The sequence below is a fragment of the Promicromonospora sp. NPDC059942 genome (genome assembly GCF_042731755.1).
Taxonomy (GTDB): Bacteria; Actinomycetota; Actinomycetes; order Actinomycetales; family Cellulomonadaceae; genus Promicromonospora.
In genome coordinates, this window is record NZ_JBHWLR010000032.1 from 1 (window position 1) to 15,955 (window position 15,955).

Here is a 15,955-nt window from a genome sequence, read left to right on the forward strand (position 1 = left end):
ATCCCTCCGTTTCCGTACTATACCGTTGATATGACGGGCTTTCGAGAGAGTAAGTGTCAAATAAGTGTCAAGAGAATATTTCTCTGACACGTTGGCCTTGCTCTTTTTTATGTTCTTCTAATAAATGTGAATACGTGTCTAACGTTTGTGATATAGTAGCGTGACCTAAACGTTTACTTATATACTCGATTGGTATGCCTTTAGATAGTAAGTAAGATGTGTGCGTATGTCTGAGTGAATAGGGAGTTATATTATTATCGTTTAATCCTATCACCTCTTTTGCTTTTCTAAATGCTTTACTTACTGATGTATGACTAACCGAGAATAACTTGCCATCAATTCTACGCGGCATTTTAGCTAATTTTGAATTTATGTGCATGATATCTTTTGAATTAACTTCTACATCACGTTTTGAATTCTTTGTTTTCGTTCCAGGCAAATGAATTATGCCATTCGCTTTGTTTAGATCTTTGTAAGTCATATTGATGACATCGCTATATCTTGCGCCAGTAATGCCTAATAGATATAGCAAAACATAACTTTCTTCATCTCTTTTCTTAAAATAATCTAGCAAGTTTAAATAGTCTTTTATCGTAATAAACTTAAATTTCTCATCTTTAGCTTTTTCAGTCCCTTTGATATTTACATTATAAGTAGGGTCTTTCTTCAAATAGCCATCGTATAACGCGTCTCTAATACATCTAGCAAGACAACCGTGAACTTTTCTTACTGTTTCATCAGTGTGACCTTGTGCGTATTGATTTAAAAACTTTTGATACTCACTACGTGTGATATTTTTAACTAACATATTTTCTCCGAAATAATCACTGAATAATTTAATCGATCTTTCATACCAGTAGAATTGTTTGCTAGACAACTGTTTCTTGTTCTTAATTTTTATCCAGTCATCGTAGTAGTCAACAAATTTTTTATTATCTTCAATGTTGTTGCCATCTTCTAAATCTCTAATTAATTGTTGTGCTGCATTTGTAGCCTCAGCTTTTGTTTTAAATCCAGATTTACGTTTTTTACCAGATTTCAAACTAGGGTGTTTAACATCGTATTGCCATGATGAGCTTGTCTTATTTTTGCGTTTTGTTACTGTAAATGTTGCCATTTTCCGTGTTCCTCCCTAAAAAAGTAAAAAAATAATAAGGGTACTAGGTACCCATAAATTATTGTTGTAATGCTTGTGACTCATTTCTTGCTTTAGTTACGTCTTGTTTGAAACTATCATACGATTGGTTAGGACTAGATAATGCCATACCAGGCCCACCACCTATATGTTGATATTTATCCGGATTATTTTGAATGTTTTCTGTAAGTTTTTTAGCATTTAAATATTCTTGGTAACTAGGAGAGTTTGGGTCTTGTTGTTCGGATTGCTGGTTATTACTTTGTGCTGTTTGCACTTGCTTACCTTGCGTACGTTCATTATTACCATTATTGTCTTGTGATTTGCCATTATCATTTTTAGATGTGCTTTCTGATTCGTTATTCGCAACATCTTTATTACCTTCTTTTGAACTACTAGCAGAATCGTTTGTAATATCATCTGCTGCAGAATAATCTACGGTCTTTAGTTTACTAATATTTATTTTCTTGGTACCCAGTTTTTTACCCTCTGTGCCTTTAGTAGCTTTAAGTGTCACTTGCTTATCATTTTCTAATTCATAAGTAATAATACCTTTAGCAGTTTTACCTTTCTTAATTACATCATTGTTGTGTTTGTCCCATTCTTCGAATTTACCAGTATTAGGCGTTGGACCAACTTCAAGTTTACTTTCGGTATTTTCACTATCTTGTGTAGTCTCCATCGATGCTATCCAAACATTCATTGGTGTGATTTGTTCGTCCCCGTCTTTGCTTTTAACTTCGTATTTAAAAGCTAATAGTTTCTTACCATTATCCAAATCCTTATCATTAACTAAAAATGTATCTTTTATTTTTAAGACAGCTTGATCTAGGACTAAAGTATCATTAGTGAATTGTACTTTGTTTTCATCAACGGACGTCGACTTTTTTGAATCGTTATTGTTGTTACTACATGCCGCTAAAACTAAGAAACAAGATAATAAAATAAATAAGACTTTTTTCATTTTACATTTCTCCTCTGAATAAATATTTATATTAAAGCGCCACAAAGGACGCTTATTAAAACAGTTTTTGACTTGCTACAACTCTACCAATTATTTTAACTTCGTCATCTTCTCCGTAAACTTGAGGTAAATGTTCTGGGTTGTTTGATTCTGGAATTAAGATAATTTGATTCTTGTTATATCTAACTCGTTTAACAGTAGCGTTATAACCATTAACCATAACGACGCCCAACTGACCATTTTCTACTATAGAATCTTTTTCGACTACAACTACATCGTTTTCTTGGAAAATTTTATCCATGCTATCGCCAGACACTCTCAAACCAAATTCTTCTTTGTCAGAATTAAGATTTTTAGTAGCGAAGTATATGTAATCAACTAAATTTTCTTCACTATAGATAGGTAATCCTGCAGATATTTTTGAAACAACTGGTATCTTTTTGACTGGTAGGGTTTCTAGTTGAGGTTGTTCGATATCCATAATTTCCTCTGGTTTAATATTTAACCCTTTACAAATTTTGATGACATTTTCTACCTTAGCATTAAATACTCCTCTTTCTAAAATAGATCTAACAGTTGTATAAGCTAAACCAATTTCTTTTGAAAAAGCTTTTATACTCCCAGATTTCAATTCCATAAGTCGTTTTAAATCTTTTTCTTTAGTCATTTTCGTTTACCTCATTTCTAATTTGTACCTATATAATACCATGCGAAAAATCGTATATCAAGTAAAAATAAAAATAAAAAATGCGAATTTTAGTGTTGACTAAGTACGAAAATTCGTATACACTTTAGTTAAGCAATCGGAAAGGTTGCTAAATATTATAATTTGAAATACGAAAATTCGTATTAGGAGGGGTACTATGTTGAAGAATTTCAACGATATTAGAAAAGAGAAAAAAGTATCTCTGGTTGATTTAGCAGACTTATTAGAAGTCAGATACCAAACGGTAGCAGATAAGATAAATGGCGTTTCTGATTTTAAATTTGGAGAGGCATTACTTATTAAAAATGAATATTTTCCAGAGTATGACATTGAATATCTTTTTGAAAAAGAAAAAGAACACCAAACAACTTAAGGAGGAATTTAAATGAATGAACAAAACAAAAACTCTCAAACTACTCATGGCAGTGAGCAGAATGAGAGTTACAATTCAAAACTTATTACAATCAAGTGCAATGAAAGTGGTTGTCATGTCATTGCTCATGGATTAAAAGCTTAAACTTTCTATTGAATTCTAGGTAAAAACCAGCCATTATCCATTTCATCTAGCTCCCAATTAGTTTTAAGAATTAACTTGTTTGGAGTTTTTATGAATAGTGCGTGAAAACCATTTTCGTACAACTGATCAAATATTTCATATTCTTCATCTTGGTAAATCATATCCCTTTTCATTTGATCTAGAAAATGTTTTTCATCATCCCACCATGGAATTTCAATATTTAGATTTATATCGGGGTTTTGTGAAGTTGGTTCAATGATGTATTCGAACGGAAACTTTTCAACATTTGAATTCTTATCCATATTTTCACCTCCTTTTATAAGGAGTATAGCAGAAAGGAGCATAAACAATATGCAAGATTTACAAGTATTTAATTTTGAAGAATTACCAGTAAGAAAAATAGAAGTAGATGGAGAACCATATTTTTTAGGTAAAGACGTGGCAGAAATATTAGGTTACACAAGATCTGATAATGCAATTAGAAATCATGTTGATGATGAAGATAAGCTGACGCACCAAGTTAGTGCATCAGGTCAAAAACGAAACATGGTAATTATCAACGAATCTGGTTTATACAGCTTAATCTTTGACGCTGCTAAACAAAGTAAAAACGAAAGTATTAGAAAGAAAGCTAAACGTTTTAAACGTTGGGTAACCGAAGATGTTTTACCTTCCATTCGTAAAACAGGTACTTATCAAGTTCCTGATAATCCAATGGACGCATTGAAACTTATGTTCGACGCACAAAAACAAACTAAAGAAGAAATAGCGACTGTTAAAGCAGATGTTATTGATATCAAAGAAAATCAAAAGCTAGATGCAGGAGAATACGGATTGATAACAAAAACAGTTCATCAACGCGTTGCTTATATCAGACAAATTCACGGACTACCTAATAATAAAGAAGTTAACAAACCTTTATATAGAGATATTAACAGTAATGTAAATACGATGGCTGGTATTAAAACAAGAACACAATTAAAACAAAAACATTTCGATGACGTAATGAATATGATCACAAATTGGTTTCCATCTCAATCAACAATGTATGTCATCAAACAATTAGAAATGGACTTTGAAAACGAAGTATAAGGAGTGATAGCAATGGAATACATTGGATTTGCGGACGCTATCGAGTTTGTGAAAATAAGTGGAATTTCTAAAAACGATTTAGAAAAGCACGTTTATAGCAATAAAGAGTTCCAAGAGAAATGTATGTACAGATTTGGCAAGAATCATAAACGCTACATCAAGATTAGACCGGCAATTGACTTTATAGAACAAAATTTAATGGTGTCAGAAACGGCACTTTAGAGGAGGTTTACCGAAGAAAGAGGATATATCGAAAAACTTTTAGAAATGAAAGGAGAGAAAGATAAATGAAATATCTATTAAGCTACATGTCGATGTTCATCGCAATGATCATCACATTACTTTTAGGAGGTGGTTTTTTTACGGTAATAGCATTTTCAATGTTAACCCTTATCTTTAGCACATTCTTCTGGGAAAAGTGGCTTGAGATAACAAAAAAGACTGAAACTTGCGCCAACAAGTAACAGTCGAACTCTAATCAAAATATACAACTTAAATATACAAGTGGAGGAGAGAAAATGCAAGAGTTAATTACAGTCAAGTTGACTAGAAAAGAATACTCTCAACTAATTAAAAGCCAAATAGATTTAGATTTCTTGCGAAGTGATTACGACTTTTTAAATAAACGTTACGAAGATTTGTGCGATAGATATTTTGAACTTAGAAAAGATTTCAGGAAATCTATAGAATCATGCAAAACACAAAGCGAAACAATCAAAGTCATGGAAAGAACAATCGACATGCTGCATAAAGGAGTGATTGGGATTGAAAGAAACAGTGACATATCTAATTAAACTGAAAGGTGCTCCTTTTGACCTGTACATCACTAATAAACCTAACAACGAAGAAGACACTTCTTATTCAAGAGATAGAAGGAGAGCAAGAGAATTTGCAGGACTAGAAGATGTGAGTATCGACATGACAAAACATACAGCGATTAAAAAGAAAGTAACTGAAACAACTGAATACGAGGAGGTTGAGTATGACTGAGGAATCAAAACAAGAACAGGATATCCTAACCCAACTTGGTGTAAAAGACATCAGCAAGCAAAATGCTAATAAATTTTACAAATTTGCCATATACGGAAAATTCGGTACAGGTAAAACAACTTTTTTAACTAAAGACAATAACGCACTTGTGCTCGACATTAATGAAGACGGAACAACAGTTACAGAAGATGGTGCAGTAGTACAAATCAAAAACTACAAACATTTTGCTTATGTAATAAAAATGTTGCCTCAAGTAATTGAGAAACTAAGAGAAAACGGAAAGCAAATAGATGTAGTAGTGATTGAAACAATACAGAAACTACGCGATATCACTATTGACGACATCATGAATGGCAAGACAAAAAAGCCTACATTCAATGATTGGGGAGAGTGTGCTACACGTATTGTTCATATGTATAGATATGTTTCTAAGTTACAAGAACAATATCAATTCCATTTAGCGATAAGTGGTCATGAAGGCATTAACAAAGATAAAGACGATGAAGGCAGCACAATTAATCCTACAATCACAATTGAAGCACAGGATCAAATTAAAAAAGCAGTTGTAAGTCAATCGGATGTACTTGCAAGAATGACAATTGAAGAACATGAGGAGAACGGACAAAAGTCATATGAATATGTACTTAACGCTGAACCCTCTAACTTGTTTGAAACAAAAATCAGACATGCAAGCAATATAACAATTAACAATAAGAAATTTGTAAACCCTAGCATTACGGACGTAGTACAAGCAATCAGAAATGGAAATTAAAAATAACTAATAAGGACGGTAATTAATTATGAACTTTAATTTAAATTTACAAGGGGCACAAGAATTAGGTAACTACATGCAACCCGGACAATACAGTGTGAAAGTTAAAAACTTCGAAAGAAAAGAGAGTAAGAATGGACACCCGCAATTAGCAATCACATTCGCACATAAAGAAGAAGGAGAATTCACTCACTACGCTAATGGCGATACTTCTAATGATTTCGCTAAAAACTGGTTATACACATTCTTAAAATCAATAGGAATCCAAGATAATAACGGACAATTCAGCTTTACTGAAAGGGATGTAATTGGAAAACCAATCAATATTGAACTTGAACGTAAATATAATGACTACACAGAAAAATGGAACACAGTTTTAAAACGTTTTTGGAAATTTGATGGAAATCCAGTATATGAAAAAGTTGGGATTAAAGAGAATGAGAAAAACGAAGGTAATGAGCAATCAGGCAAACCAAGTGTTAATGACAATAGCAATCCTTTTGGTAATGCTAATGGACCTATTGATATACAAGATTCAGATCTCCCGTTCTGATTGGGTTGATATAAGTGTCGAAGATTATCAAATATAACAAAAGAGAAGATGGTTTGTATGATGTTGTAATTACTGGTATAGAAGTGCCAGAACAAGCTATTGATTTGTTAAATATAGGCCAGCCTGTTGATGTTGATTGTTCAGTGATAGATCCAAATTCTATCACTGGCAAACAACGAAGGCTGATATTCGCATTATGTAACGATATAGAAGCGCATACAGGGCAACCTAGAGATTATATGAGACAAATGTTCCAAGACTATGTGAAGTTCTTATATGGATATGAACAGCGAATTTCATTATCTGATTGTACAAGAACTATTGCTAAACAAATTATAGATGTGATGTTCGAATGGATATTCACTAATGGAATACCACTTAATTACAAAACAAGCGAAATGATGAAAGAAGATAAAAATTATCTCTATTGGGCAACTGTTACAAGACATTGTGTAATATGTGGTCAACCTAATTCAGACCTAGCACACCTAGAAGCAGTAGGTAGAGGAATGAACAGGAACAAGATAGACCACTACGATAAGCATGTTTTAGCGTTATGTCGCAAGCACCATACAATTCAACATCAGATGGGGATAGAAAGTTTTAACAAATATTACCAATTACAAAATAGCTGGATAAAAGTTGATGGACGATTAAACAAAATGTTGAAGGGAGTTAAAAAATGATAGATAGATTTGATGTAGGAGAACGTATAAATGAACGAAGAACACGATTAGGAATGACACAAAAAGAATTAGCTATTAAAACTGATACAACAAAATCAACAGTTCAAAAATGGGAGTCTGGTATGCATTTACCTAAAAAAGAAACAATCCCTAAAATAGCTAAACATCTAAAATATAGCGAAGGATATCTATTGTACGGGGAGTGAGAAACATGGTTAAGTCAATTTTTTTACAAGATGGAGAAGAAATATTCGTAGATGATGAAGATTACGAAAGAGTGAATCAACATACTTGGTTTAAAGATTATAGTGATAATACAAGGATGATTGGAACTATTTTACCAGATAGAAAAAGGGTAAGTTTGACAAACTTTATAAAAGAAAAATCGTTCCAAAAAGAAAAAAATAATAATTTCACAAAAGATAACTTGTCAAATAAAGGAAATCATTCTAGATGGTCAAGACCAAGTTATAAAAGTATTTCTAAATATAAGGGTGTTACTTGGAGAAAAAATCGAAAAAAATGGGTTGCTTTTATAAAAGTAGATGAGAAATCAAAGTATTTAGGTAGTTATAAGTCTGAAGATGAAGCAGCTATCGCATATAACAATGCTGTTATGGAGTATTGGGGTGGCAATGGTTATCTAAACAAAATTGGAGAAGATGATAGAAAATTCAGAGGTTATACCACTTATAAAAATCGACAAAAAAGAAGAAATAAAACTACTGGGTATTACGGTACGTACACTAACAAAAATAAAATAGGCGCAAGGATAATTTATCATACAAATGAATTTTTTATAGGTAATTTTAACGATGAAAAACAAGCTGCGTTGGCTTTCAACAAGTGTTCTTTATTTTTATTCGGTAAAGATACTAAACTAAACAACGTTTCTATGACAGATGAACTCAAAGAATTCATATCTAACTGGGAGATACCAGACAGAATCAAAGCACTGAAAGAAGGTGCTAAGAATGAATGAACAACCTAGTTACTACTCAATTATCACAGCAAACGTAAGATATGATAATCGGTTAACTGATAGTGAAAAATTATTGTTTGCAGAAATCACATCTTTAAGTAATAAGTTTGGTTATTGTACAGCAACGAACAGCTACTTCGCAAAGTTATATGAAGTAGTGAAAGAGACTATCTCGAGAAGAATATCAAACCTTAACAAATACGGTTATCTAAAAATAGAAATAATAAAAAATGGTAACGAAGTCAAACAAAGGAAGATGTACCCATTGACGCAATCGTCAATACCTATTGACGTAAAAATCAATACCCCTATTGATAATTCCGTCAATACCCCTATTGACGTAAAAATCAATACCCCTATTGATAATTCCGTCAATACCCCTATTGACGCAAATGTCAAAGAGAATAATACAAGTATTAATAATACAAGTAATAATAATATAAATAGAATAAATACATTGTCGGGCAACCCGACTACGCATCAACCACATTACCAAACAATCATTAACTATCTTAATGAAAAAACCGGTAAGCACTATAAACACACTACTAATAAAACACAGATTGTAATTAAAGCTAGATGGAATGAAGGATTTACCGAAGACGATTTCAAAAAAGTGATTGATAACAAGGTAACTGAGTGGAAAGGCACAAACATGGAGAAGTACCTAAGACCTGAAACATTATTTGGAACTAAGTTTGAGGGTTACCTTAATCAAGAATTACAACCGAGTGGCATGGATCAACTAGAAAGAATGAAGTATGACGAGAGTTATTGGGACTAGGAGTGATTATAAATGCAATCAATGGAAAGTTTAGCTAGAAATATCAAACCTAGTAAAAACATCGTAGAAGAACAACACAACCTTAAATGTAATAAGTGTGGAAACACATACGACTATTACAAATTTAGTAACGGGCATGAATTTAGACATGGTTGTGACTGTGAATTGATTGAAATAGGAAAAAAAGAAAGAGCAGCAAGAAAAGAGAAGTATCTCAATCGTATCTTTAACCAATCTAATGTGAATGCGTCTTTACGTGATGCAACAGTTAACAGTTACCAACCACAAAACGAACATCAAGTACAAGCCAAAAAAACAGCCATAGAGTACGTCAAAACATTCTCGGTAGATAAACCTAAGTCATTAATCTTACAAGGCTCATATGGTACCGGAAAAAGCCATATAGCGTATGCCATTGCTAAAGCAATTAAAAACGAAGGGTATTCAGTGGCTTTTATGCACATTCCAATGTTAATGGAGCGTATTAAAGCGACATATAACAAGAATGCTGCAGAAACAACAGATGAACTTGTGCAACTACTAAGTAACATAGATTTACTAGTGCTTGATGATATAGGTGTAGAAAATACTGAACACACATTAAATAAACTGTTTTCAATCGTAGATAACAGAGTTGGAAAGAACAATATCTTCACTACCAACTTTAGTGATAAAGAACTTAATCAAAACATGAATTGGCAACGGATCAATTCAAGAATGAAACATAACGCTAGAACCGTAAAGGTACTAGGCGATGACTACAGGGAGCGTGACGCATGGTAACGAAAGAGAATGTTATGCAAATACTTGAGTGTTCCGATGTGTATGCTCAAAAAATGATTGATTGGACGAACGGTAATCAAGATGTACTCATTAAGTTAATCAATGACAAATTAGAAGAAAAAGGCAATAGACAGGCAATAACGGAGGTGTCCTAATGGGACTTATCGACGGACTTAAAAAGCAATACACGTTATATCAAATTGATGGTTGGGAGATGTGCAGTGTAACGCCGTTAGGAGAAGATACGTTCAAACTAGGTAACTATGCAGGCATGCACTTTAGAAACGTATTTTCAGGAACAGTAACGAAAGATGAGCTGGAAAAACTGAAACGCAAACACAAGTTGTTCAGAAAAGAAGAACTACAACAGCAAATGACAATTAACGAATTATTATTTTGAGGTGGAGTTATGGAAATAGAGATTAATTTTAATGATACGTATAAGGAACCTATCGGCTCTCCTCGTCCACGTTTTAGGAATGCAGGTAAATTTGTTCAAACATACATGCCAACGTCTTATACAAAGCATAAGGCGTTCATACAGAGTCAGTTACCTAAAAAAATGTTGAATAGTAGATTGAAAGTATCAATATATTTTTACTTTACTCCACCTAAGAGTTGGAGTAAGAATCAAAAGTTAATATCGATAGGTCAATACAAACGTACGAAACCAGATATAGACAATTTAATCAAAACAGTTCTAGACGCTGCTAACGATCACTTATGGAAAGATGATAACCAAATTGCACACATTGAAAGTTTTAAGCAATATGCAGAAGAGCCAAAAATAATCATGAATGTAGAGGAAGTGGAGTGAATGGTAGACAGAGAAGAAACAATTGAAGTTGAAGCAACACTCAAAGTGAGATGTAAATATCCGGTATGGATAAACAATCGTATTACGAAAGAAGAAGAAAAAGAGCGCATTTTAGATTTAATCAGTAAGAACCCTGACAAAGAGTTGATGAGCGAAGATTTTAAATTAATTGAATTGGTAGAGGTGGAGTAAATGGAATTAGCAAGAAATAGAACAGTTGAATTTAAAAACAATAAATTATATTACGTTGTCAGAACTAAAGAGCAAAAACACTTATTGCCAGTAGAGGATGTACACGAAGCTGAATACACAGGCACACCCTGGAAACTCATTGTAAGACGTATTAAGTATTCTGGCTATAGTCCTGAAGAAGCTTTATTCGAAGATTATAACGAAAAAGACACAGAAATGAAAGAGAGAAAACGACTATCTCAATTAGAACATGAGGACAGAATGAGGTTAGTAAGACTAGAACGACAAAAAGAGTTAGACCTAAGACGTAAGAAACCACACTTATTCAACGTACCTCAAAAACATTCTCGTAGCGAATGGTGTACGTACCTTATGGAGAATGACATCTTCCCTAGAAAGGTGGTTAGATCATGAGTGTTAAAGATTTGAATAGAGGCGATAGAATCAGAATGCAAGAAGTTAACGGTGTTGAAATTACAGTGCTAATAAAAAGTGTATATCGTTTAGTTCAGTCAAAACTTGATATGGATAAATGGGTTGCTGATGTAGAAGCAATTGACGGTAGAACTTGGACTATTGATGATAGTTACGATTTTTACTCATTGGCTAATGAAAATGAACCTGTGGAAATGACGTTAGATGACAAGGTTAACCGCCCTTCACATTATACGTATGGAGATATAGAAATTATAGATTTCATAGAGCAGGTCACTAAAGATTACAAACCAGAGTTAGCATTTGCGATTGGTAATGCAATTAAATATATAAGTCGTGCTAATCGTAAGAACGGTAAAGAAGATTTAGACAAGGCACGTTGGTACCTGAATAGAGCATTTGAGAAGTGGGAGGGTTAATAAAATGAGAAACACATTGACAGATTTAAACAATCATTTATTTGCACAATTAGAAAGACTAAGTGATGAAGATTTAAAAGGCGAAGAATTAAAAGAGGAGTTACAAAGATCTAATGCAGTTTCTAAAGTAGCTCAAAATATCATTAATAATGGCAGTTTGGTCCTGCAAGCACAAAAGTTTAAAGATGAAAAATTAGATGCAGAATCAGAAATCCCTAAGTTGTTAGGAGAGTAGTCTTTATGAGGCATGTATGGACTGGTGAACACGAAAAATTTATCCGAGATAACATCAAAGGTAAAACTAAAAAAGAAATGACAGAAATGTTTAACAAAGAATTTGGTGCTGATGTCACTATAGAGAAAATGAAAGGTTTTTGTTCGAGAAAAAGGATAAGAAGTGGCGTTGATTGTAAATTTAAAAAAGGTGTGCCTTCTTGGAACAAAGGAAAAAGCTTTCCGTCTAGAGGCAGAAGCTCTGAAACTCAATTCAAAAAAGGTCAAAAACCTGATAACACATTTCCTTTAGGAACGATAAAAACCACTACTGACGGTTATAAGTTTATAAAAATCAAAAAACGAGGTTCTAAAAACGAATGTTGGAAACAATACACACATTATTTGTGGGAACAAAAGCACGGACCTGTGCCCAAAGGATATTGTTTAATACATTTGAATCAAAACAGGTCAGACTGTAGCGAAGAAAATATAGCATTGGTAAGTCGTAAAGAATTAGTACGTATTAACAAACTTAATTTAACTTCAACTGATCGTAACTTAACTAAAGCAGGAATCAACTTTGTTAAATTATTACACAAACAAAAAGAAGTTAAGGACAAAATAAATGCTACTAAGTGATACGGTATCCCAACGATACAGATACAACACACAAGGTAAGACGCCTACAGAAATACAACAGGAGTTACGACAGATAGGTGTTAAAGGCTTTGTGGTTAAAGTAGCGGGAAGCAGAGTGACGATGAAAGTTGAAAAAGAGAATATAAGAAAGAATAGGGAGTGTATGAATAATGGCTTATGAAAAAATCAAATTAGTATATGCATTAATGAGTGGAGATATTTATATGGCACGTATAAATGATGATGGGACTATGAACCTAAGAAATAGACGTATTGCTACAGATGATGTTATGAAAGCGGCTGCTGAATGGTTTATTGGAAACAAAAAGACAGTAGCGCATTTTGGAGGACATGGAACACTTGCATGGATACCTGAAAAAGATGGGTTATCTCCTCAAGATGTAAAAAAACATATAGATGAGTTAAAAAGTTAAGCGCAAAACTACCAAATCAATAAACAGGGAGTGTTTATTATAGACATTAACAACTTATACACCTACAAAGCGACATGCACCAATGTAGTAGACGGGGACACGATAGATATCTTACTAGACTGTGGCTTTGATACCTATGCTAAACGTCGTGTACGTTTGCTAGGTGTCGATACGCCAGAGAGAGGACAAGAGAATTATAAAGAGGCAACAGCATTAACTAGATCATGTGTAGAAAACAAAGATATATACGTTCAGACTTACAAGAGCGATGTGTTCGGTAGATACCTAGCTAATGTATGGTACGAGGACGGGAAACGTAGTTTGAATGATGAGTTAAGAAATGCAGGGCTATTGAAAGAAAACTCGAAATGGAATGAGGACGAGTAAATGGCGGAAGTCAAGTTATCGCAAGAAAGTTATGATGAGTTGTTAGCAGATATAACAACACTGAGAGCGCAAGCAGATGTTTACTTTGAAAAATGGCAAGATGCGAAAAAGAAAGCAGAGGCGTTTGATTTAATTAGTAACTCTTACACAACTGAAATTAAACAAGCTTTAAAAAATAAAGAGTTAAATCAATGCTTATTCTTATTAGAGCAAATATTAGATGACTTGGAGGCAAACAATGAGAGATAAAGATTATAAACGCGCTTGGCTAGAGTTGAAAGAAAAGAAATTAAAAGAATATGTGGAAGTACATCGCTCAGTAAATCAAATAATAACACCAAACAATCAATACCAGTTATTTCAGATAGCTAATGCAATGGTAAGTAAAAATGAATTATCTCGAGATTTAAAATATATGGACCAACTAGACGGGACACATGAGTTTCAAAAATTATTAAGTGATTTGGAGGCTTGCAATGGACAATAGAGAGTTTATCCAACGCTGCATAGTATCATCTACAGCTTTTACAGGGCACGACGGGTGTTTACTAATCAAAGAGCTTAACGAAGTATATCGCAAAGCAGAGTTGTACGACAAGATAGTGGAAAGTAATTCAAAGATTTTAGTAGAAAATGGAGGAACAATAAATGACAAATACATTAGAAATTAAATTATTATCAGAAAACGCGACTATGCCGAAAAGAGATAGATTAGATGCTGGGTACGATATCTATTCAGCAGAAACAGTAATACTTGAGCCACAGGAGAAAGCAGTAATTAAAACAGACGTAGCAGTAAACATTCCTGAAGGGTATGTAGGGCTATTAACTTCAAGAAGTGGTGTAAGTAGCAAGACATATTTAGTGATTGAAACAGGCAAAATAGATGCAGGCTATCAGGGTAATCTTGGGATTAATATTAAGAATGATGATTTACCGAGAATACCTAATTTACGTCAGGCTAAGTATAAGAATTTAGAGAACCGCTATATTGAAACAAATGAAAAAGAAACATATAAACTTGGCACTTACAAAATCAACAAAGGCGACAAACTCGCACAGCTCGTTATCGTGCCTATTTGGACACCAGAGTTAAAAGAAGTAGAGGAGTTTAGCAGTGAGTCGGAAAGAGGAGAGAAAGGCTTTGGATCAACAGGATACTAAAGACATATACGAAAGAGTAAAAGAGGTGCTGGGGAAGTGACACAATACTTAATCACTGAGATAAAAGATAGTACAGGATATATTCACAGACACGTTACTAAAGTTAAAGAGAATGAATACATGCGTGTAGTAGAAGCAGATAGCAAAGAAGAGGCAAATATAAAACGAATACAAGCTATAAAATTACCTGATATAACGTTAAAAGATAGATTAAAAGGTATTGTTGGTAGATTTTTTAGAAAATGATTAGGAGTGAACGGAATGATAGTTTATTTACCGCATTATAATAACGGAGAAGAAACTTGCGACAATTCACATGGTATAAGTGATAAAGCATATACATCTTTAGAAGACGCTATACAAGAGATAAAAGAACTGGGATATGTTATACAAGAAGATAAAAGCGATGAGATTGAACTTATGGGTTTTCCAGATATTGAAATAAACAGTGAAATTTTACCATTTGTTTTTTACAAAGAACCTTTCAAAAGATTTAAAAAAACGCCAACTTACTCTTTTGATGATAGAGAATTTGCGTTTATTAACAAAATAGAATTAGTGGAGGGAGAAACTGATGTTTAAACGTATATTAAAAATTTGGTTCATTATTATGATGTATGAAATCGGAAAATTTTTAGGTAAAGAGTTGTATTTCTATTTAACAGCTAATGATGATGTGGAAGTACCTAAGGACTTTAACGAGAATGACCATGCTCATTTAAATGGCATATACGGAGGTTATTAATGTGATTTGGATAAGTTTTTCATCGGTAATAATTGTGTTAGTACTGTGTATTTTTGCTATATATAAGTGGATTAAAGCAGAGAAAAGAGTTAATGAGTTACAGGAAGATAAACATGGATTGCAATTAGATAAGTTACATTTAGAAAGAGAGGTATCTTGGTTGAAAAATAAGGATAATAAAAACAACATAGGCAAATACGTGGTTGAGTTAAAAAAAGGAGTATATTTAGTGAAAAAATATATAGGTAGTTATGGAAACACATGCATAATCACTGACAATGTATTTGAAGCTTTATCTTATGACGATTTATATTCAGCTAAAGAAGATGCATGTAGTTTTAACGGACGTGTACTAGAACACAAACCTAATTTAGAGGTGGTCAAACAATGTGGGGCGTAATAGCAATCATTATATTAGTTTTACTACTATTTGGCTCTATACTTGAACAGAATGATCTAAAACATCAGTTAGAAGTGAAAGATTATGAAATTAAGACCTTGAAAGATAAGTTGGAGGGTAAGTGATGTTTTATAAATCTAAGT

Annotated in this window: 32 protein-coding genes; 28 read left to right on the plus strand and 4 right to left on the minus strand. The window is 33.1% G+C overall.

Features of this window, described 5'->3' with window-relative positions; genetic code table 11:
- Window positions 1-67 precede the first annotated feature (67 nt).
- From ACFV9Q_RS27615 to ACFV9Q_RS27625, 3 genes are read right to left on the minus strand one after another with little or no spacing between them, the layout of a single operon-like run.
- A complete protein-coding gene (locus tag ACFV9Q_RS27615; protein ID WP_064582236.1) occupies window positions 68-1,117 on the minus strand; it encodes a site-specific integrase in 1,050 nt (349 codons plus the stop codon).
- 58 nt (window positions 1,118-1,175) lie between these two features.
- Window positions 1,176-2,099 carry a DUF5067 domain-containing protein gene (locus tag ACFV9Q_RS27620; RefSeq protein ID WP_064582238.1) on the minus strand — a complete coding sequence of 308 codons (924 nt, stop codon included), beginning with the start codon at window positions 2,097-2,099 and terminating at the stop codon, window positions 1,176-1,178.
- Between the two features lie 55 nt (window positions 2,100-2,154).
- Window positions 2,155-2,766 carry a LexA family transcriptional regulator gene (locus ACFV9Q_RS27625; protein ID WP_002468741.1) on the minus strand — a complete coding sequence of 204 codons (612 nt, stop codon included), beginning with the start codon at window positions 2,764-2,766 and terminating at the stop codon, window positions 2,155-2,157.
- A 196-nt stretch (window positions 2,767-2,962) separates the two neighbouring features.
- Here ACFV9Q_RS27625 and ACFV9Q_RS27630 point away from each other — a divergent pair, with 196 nt between their 5' ends.
- Window positions 2,963-3,178, plus strand: a complete 216-nt coding sequence (locus ACFV9Q_RS27630) for a transcriptional regulator (protein ID WP_064582240.1) — start codon at window positions 2,963-2,965, stop codon at window positions 3,176-3,178.
- Between the two features lie 149 nt (window positions 3,179-3,327).
- Here ACFV9Q_RS27630 and ACFV9Q_RS27635 read toward each other — a convergent pair whose 3' ends face one another.
- Entirely contained in the window at window positions 3,328-3,624 is a 297-nt protein-coding gene (locus ACFV9Q_RS27635) for a hypothetical protein (protein WP_064582242.1), read from the minus strand.
- A gap of 49 nt (window positions 3,625-3,673) precedes the next feature.
- Here ACFV9Q_RS27635 and ACFV9Q_RS27640 point away from each other — a divergent pair, with 49 nt between their 5' ends.
- The 27 genes from ACFV9Q_RS27640 (at window position 3,674) to ACFV9Q_RS27770 (ending at window position 15,812) form a co-directional block, all read left to right on the plus strand.
- Window positions 3,674-4,414: a BRO family protein gene (locus ACFV9Q_RS27640; protein WP_064582244.1), complete on the plus strand. Its 741-nt coding sequence runs from the start codon at window positions 3,674-3,676 to the stop codon at window positions 4,412-4,414.
- 12 nt (window positions 4,415-4,426) lie between these two features.
- Complete coding sequence (locus ACFV9Q_RS27645) at window positions 4,427-4,636, plus strand: hypothetical protein (protein WP_001830281.1); 210 nt, start codon at window positions 4,427-4,429, stop codon at window positions 4,634-4,636.
- Window positions 4,637-5,179: 543 nt separating this feature from the next.
- On the plus strand, window positions 5,180-5,404 hold the full coding sequence (locus ACFV9Q_RS27650; RefSeq protein WP_377237093.1) for a DUF2483 family protein: 225 nt from the start codon (window positions 5,180-5,182) through the stop codon (window positions 5,402-5,404).
- Window positions 5,397-6,176 (plus strand): ATP-binding protein, encoded by a 780-nt coding sequence (locus tag ACFV9Q_RS27655; RefSeq protein ID WP_162188960.1) that lies wholly within the window; start codon window positions 5,397-5,399, stop codon window positions 6,174-6,176. Before ACFV9Q_RS27650 ends, ACFV9Q_RS27655 begins: the two co-directional genes overlap by 8 nt.
- 28 nt (window positions 6,177-6,204) lie before the next feature.
- A complete protein-coding gene (locus tag ACFV9Q_RS27660; protein WP_237618545.1) occupies window positions 6,205-6,729 on the plus strand; it encodes a DUF669 domain-containing protein in 525 nt (174 codons plus the stop codon).
- A gap of 14 nt (window positions 6,730-6,743) precedes the next feature.
- Window positions 6,744-7,415 carry a putative HNHc nuclease gene (locus tag ACFV9Q_RS27665; protein ID WP_237618544.1) on the plus strand — a complete coding sequence of 224 codons (672 nt, stop codon included), beginning with the start codon at window positions 6,744-6,746 and terminating at the stop codon, window positions 7,413-7,415.
- Window positions 7,412-7,621, plus strand: coding sequence for a helix-turn-helix domain-containing protein (locus ACFV9Q_RS27670; RefSeq protein WP_024937179.1), 210 nt, complete (start codon window positions 7,412-7,414; stop codon window positions 7,619-7,621). The genes ACFV9Q_RS27665 and ACFV9Q_RS27670 overlap by 4 nt, the downstream gene beginning before the upstream one ends.
- On the plus strand, window positions 7,618-8,397 hold the full coding sequence (locus tag ACFV9Q_RS27675; RefSeq protein WP_377237094.1) for a hypothetical protein: 780 nt from the start codon (window positions 7,618-7,620) through the stop codon (window positions 8,395-8,397). Before ACFV9Q_RS27670 ends, ACFV9Q_RS27675 begins: the two co-directional genes overlap by 4 nt.
- On the plus strand, window positions 8,390-9,181 hold the full coding sequence (locus ACFV9Q_RS27680) for a conserved phage C-terminal domain-containing protein (protein ID WP_377237095.1): 792 nt from the start codon (window positions 8,390-8,392) through the stop codon (window positions 9,179-9,181). The genes ACFV9Q_RS27675 and ACFV9Q_RS27680 overlap by 8 nt, the downstream gene beginning before the upstream one ends.
- A gap of 12 nt (window positions 9,182-9,193) precedes the next feature.
- On the plus strand, window positions 9,194-9,964 hold the full coding sequence (locus ACFV9Q_RS27685) for an ATP-binding protein (protein WP_377237096.1): 771 nt from the start codon (window positions 9,194-9,196) through the stop codon (window positions 9,962-9,964).
- Between the two features lie 154 nt (window positions 9,965-10,118).
- Window positions 10,119-10,364 carry a hypothetical protein gene (locus tag ACFV9Q_RS27690; RefSeq protein WP_325973237.1) on the plus strand — a complete coding sequence of 82 codons (246 nt, stop codon included), beginning with the start codon at window positions 10,119-10,121 and terminating at the stop codon, window positions 10,362-10,364.
- Window positions 10,365-10,373: 9 nt separating this feature from the next.
- A complete protein-coding gene (locus ACFV9Q_RS27695; protein ID WP_049391363.1) occupies window positions 10,374-10,781 on the plus strand; it encodes a RusA family crossover junction endodeoxyribonuclease in 408 nt (135 codons plus the stop codon).
- A complete protein-coding gene (locus ACFV9Q_RS27700; protein ID WP_049391362.1) occupies window positions 10,782-10,973 on the plus strand; it encodes a hypothetical protein in 192 nt (63 codons plus the stop codon). It begins immediately after the preceding gene.
- Complete coding sequence (locus ACFV9Q_RS27705; RefSeq protein WP_049391361.1) at window positions 10,974-11,387, plus strand: SA1788 family PVL leukocidin-associated protein; 414 nt, start codon at window positions 10,974-10,976, stop codon at window positions 11,385-11,387.
- Complete coding sequence (locus ACFV9Q_RS27710) at window positions 11,384-11,827, plus strand: DUF3310 domain-containing protein (RefSeq protein ID WP_049391360.1); 444 nt, start codon at window positions 11,384-11,386, stop codon at window positions 11,825-11,827. Before ACFV9Q_RS27705 ends, ACFV9Q_RS27710 begins: the two co-directional genes overlap by 4 nt.
- 4 nt (window positions 11,828-11,831) lie before the next feature.
- On the plus strand, window positions 11,832-12,062 hold the full coding sequence (locus tag ACFV9Q_RS27715) for a hypothetical protein (RefSeq protein WP_049371709.1): 231 nt from the start codon (window positions 11,832-11,834) through the stop codon (window positions 12,060-12,062).
- Between the two features lie 5 nt (window positions 12,063-12,067).
- Complete coding sequence (locus ACFV9Q_RS27720) at window positions 12,068-12,682, plus strand: HNH endonuclease signature motif containing protein (protein ID WP_049391359.1); 615 nt, start codon at window positions 12,068-12,070, stop codon at window positions 12,680-12,682.
- A gap of 170 nt (window positions 12,683-12,852) precedes the next feature.
- Entirely contained in the window at window positions 12,853-13,116 is a 264-nt protein-coding gene (locus ACFV9Q_RS27725; protein WP_195212703.1) for a hypothetical protein, read from the plus strand.
- Window positions 13,117-13,146: 30 nt separating this feature from the next.
- Window positions 13,147-13,503, plus strand: coding sequence for a thermonuclease family protein (locus ACFV9Q_RS27730; protein ID WP_377237097.1), 357 nt, complete (start codon window positions 13,147-13,149; stop codon window positions 13,501-13,503).
- The gene (locus tag ACFV9Q_RS27735; protein WP_049391357.1) at window positions 13,504-13,752 is read left to right on the plus strand and encodes a hypothetical protein; all 249 of its coding nucleotides are present in this window, start codon (window positions 13,504-13,506) and stop codon (window positions 13,750-13,752) included. It begins immediately after the preceding gene.
- Window positions 13,742-13,990, plus strand: coding sequence for a hypothetical protein (locus tag ACFV9Q_RS27740; RefSeq protein ID WP_049391356.1), 249 nt, complete (start codon window positions 13,742-13,744; stop codon window positions 13,988-13,990). The genes ACFV9Q_RS27735 and ACFV9Q_RS27740 overlap by 11 nt, the downstream gene beginning before the upstream one ends.
- The gene (locus tag ACFV9Q_RS27745; protein ID WP_049391355.1) at window positions 13,980-14,174 is read left to right on the plus strand and encodes a DUF1024 family protein; all 195 of its coding nucleotides are present in this window, start codon (window positions 13,980-13,982) and stop codon (window positions 14,172-14,174) included. Before ACFV9Q_RS27740 ends, ACFV9Q_RS27745 begins: the two co-directional genes overlap by 11 nt.
- On the plus strand, window positions 14,152-14,667 hold the full coding sequence (locus ACFV9Q_RS27750) for a dUTP pyrophosphatase (RefSeq protein ID WP_049391354.1): 516 nt from the start codon (window positions 14,152-14,154) through the stop codon (window positions 14,665-14,667). Before ACFV9Q_RS27745 ends, ACFV9Q_RS27750 begins: the two co-directional genes overlap by 23 nt.
- A gap of 36 nt (window positions 14,668-14,703) precedes the next feature.
- A complete protein-coding gene (locus ACFV9Q_RS27755; protein WP_237619498.1) occupies window positions 14,704-14,913 on the plus strand; it encodes a DUF1381 domain-containing protein in 210 nt (69 codons plus the stop codon).
- 6 nt (window positions 14,914-14,919) lie between these two features.
- Window positions 14,920-15,249: a hypothetical protein gene (locus tag ACFV9Q_RS27760; RefSeq protein WP_377237098.1), complete on the plus strand. Its 330-nt coding sequence runs from the start codon at window positions 14,920-14,922 to the stop codon at window positions 15,247-15,249.
- Window positions 15,242-15,412: a transcriptional activator RinB gene (rinB, locus tag ACFV9Q_RS27765; RefSeq protein WP_049391351.1), complete on the plus strand. Its 171-nt coding sequence runs from the start codon at window positions 15,242-15,244 to the stop codon at window positions 15,410-15,412. The genes ACFV9Q_RS27760 and rinB overlap by 8 nt, the downstream gene beginning before the upstream one ends.
- Window positions 15,390-15,812 carry a hypothetical protein gene (locus ACFV9Q_RS27770; RefSeq protein ID WP_239682476.1) on the plus strand — a complete coding sequence of 141 codons (423 nt, stop codon included), beginning with the start codon at window positions 15,390-15,392 and terminating at the stop codon, window positions 15,810-15,812. The genes rinB and ACFV9Q_RS27770 overlap by 23 nt, the downstream gene beginning before the upstream one ends.
- The last annotated feature ends 143 nt before the right edge of the window (window positions 15,813-15,955 follow it).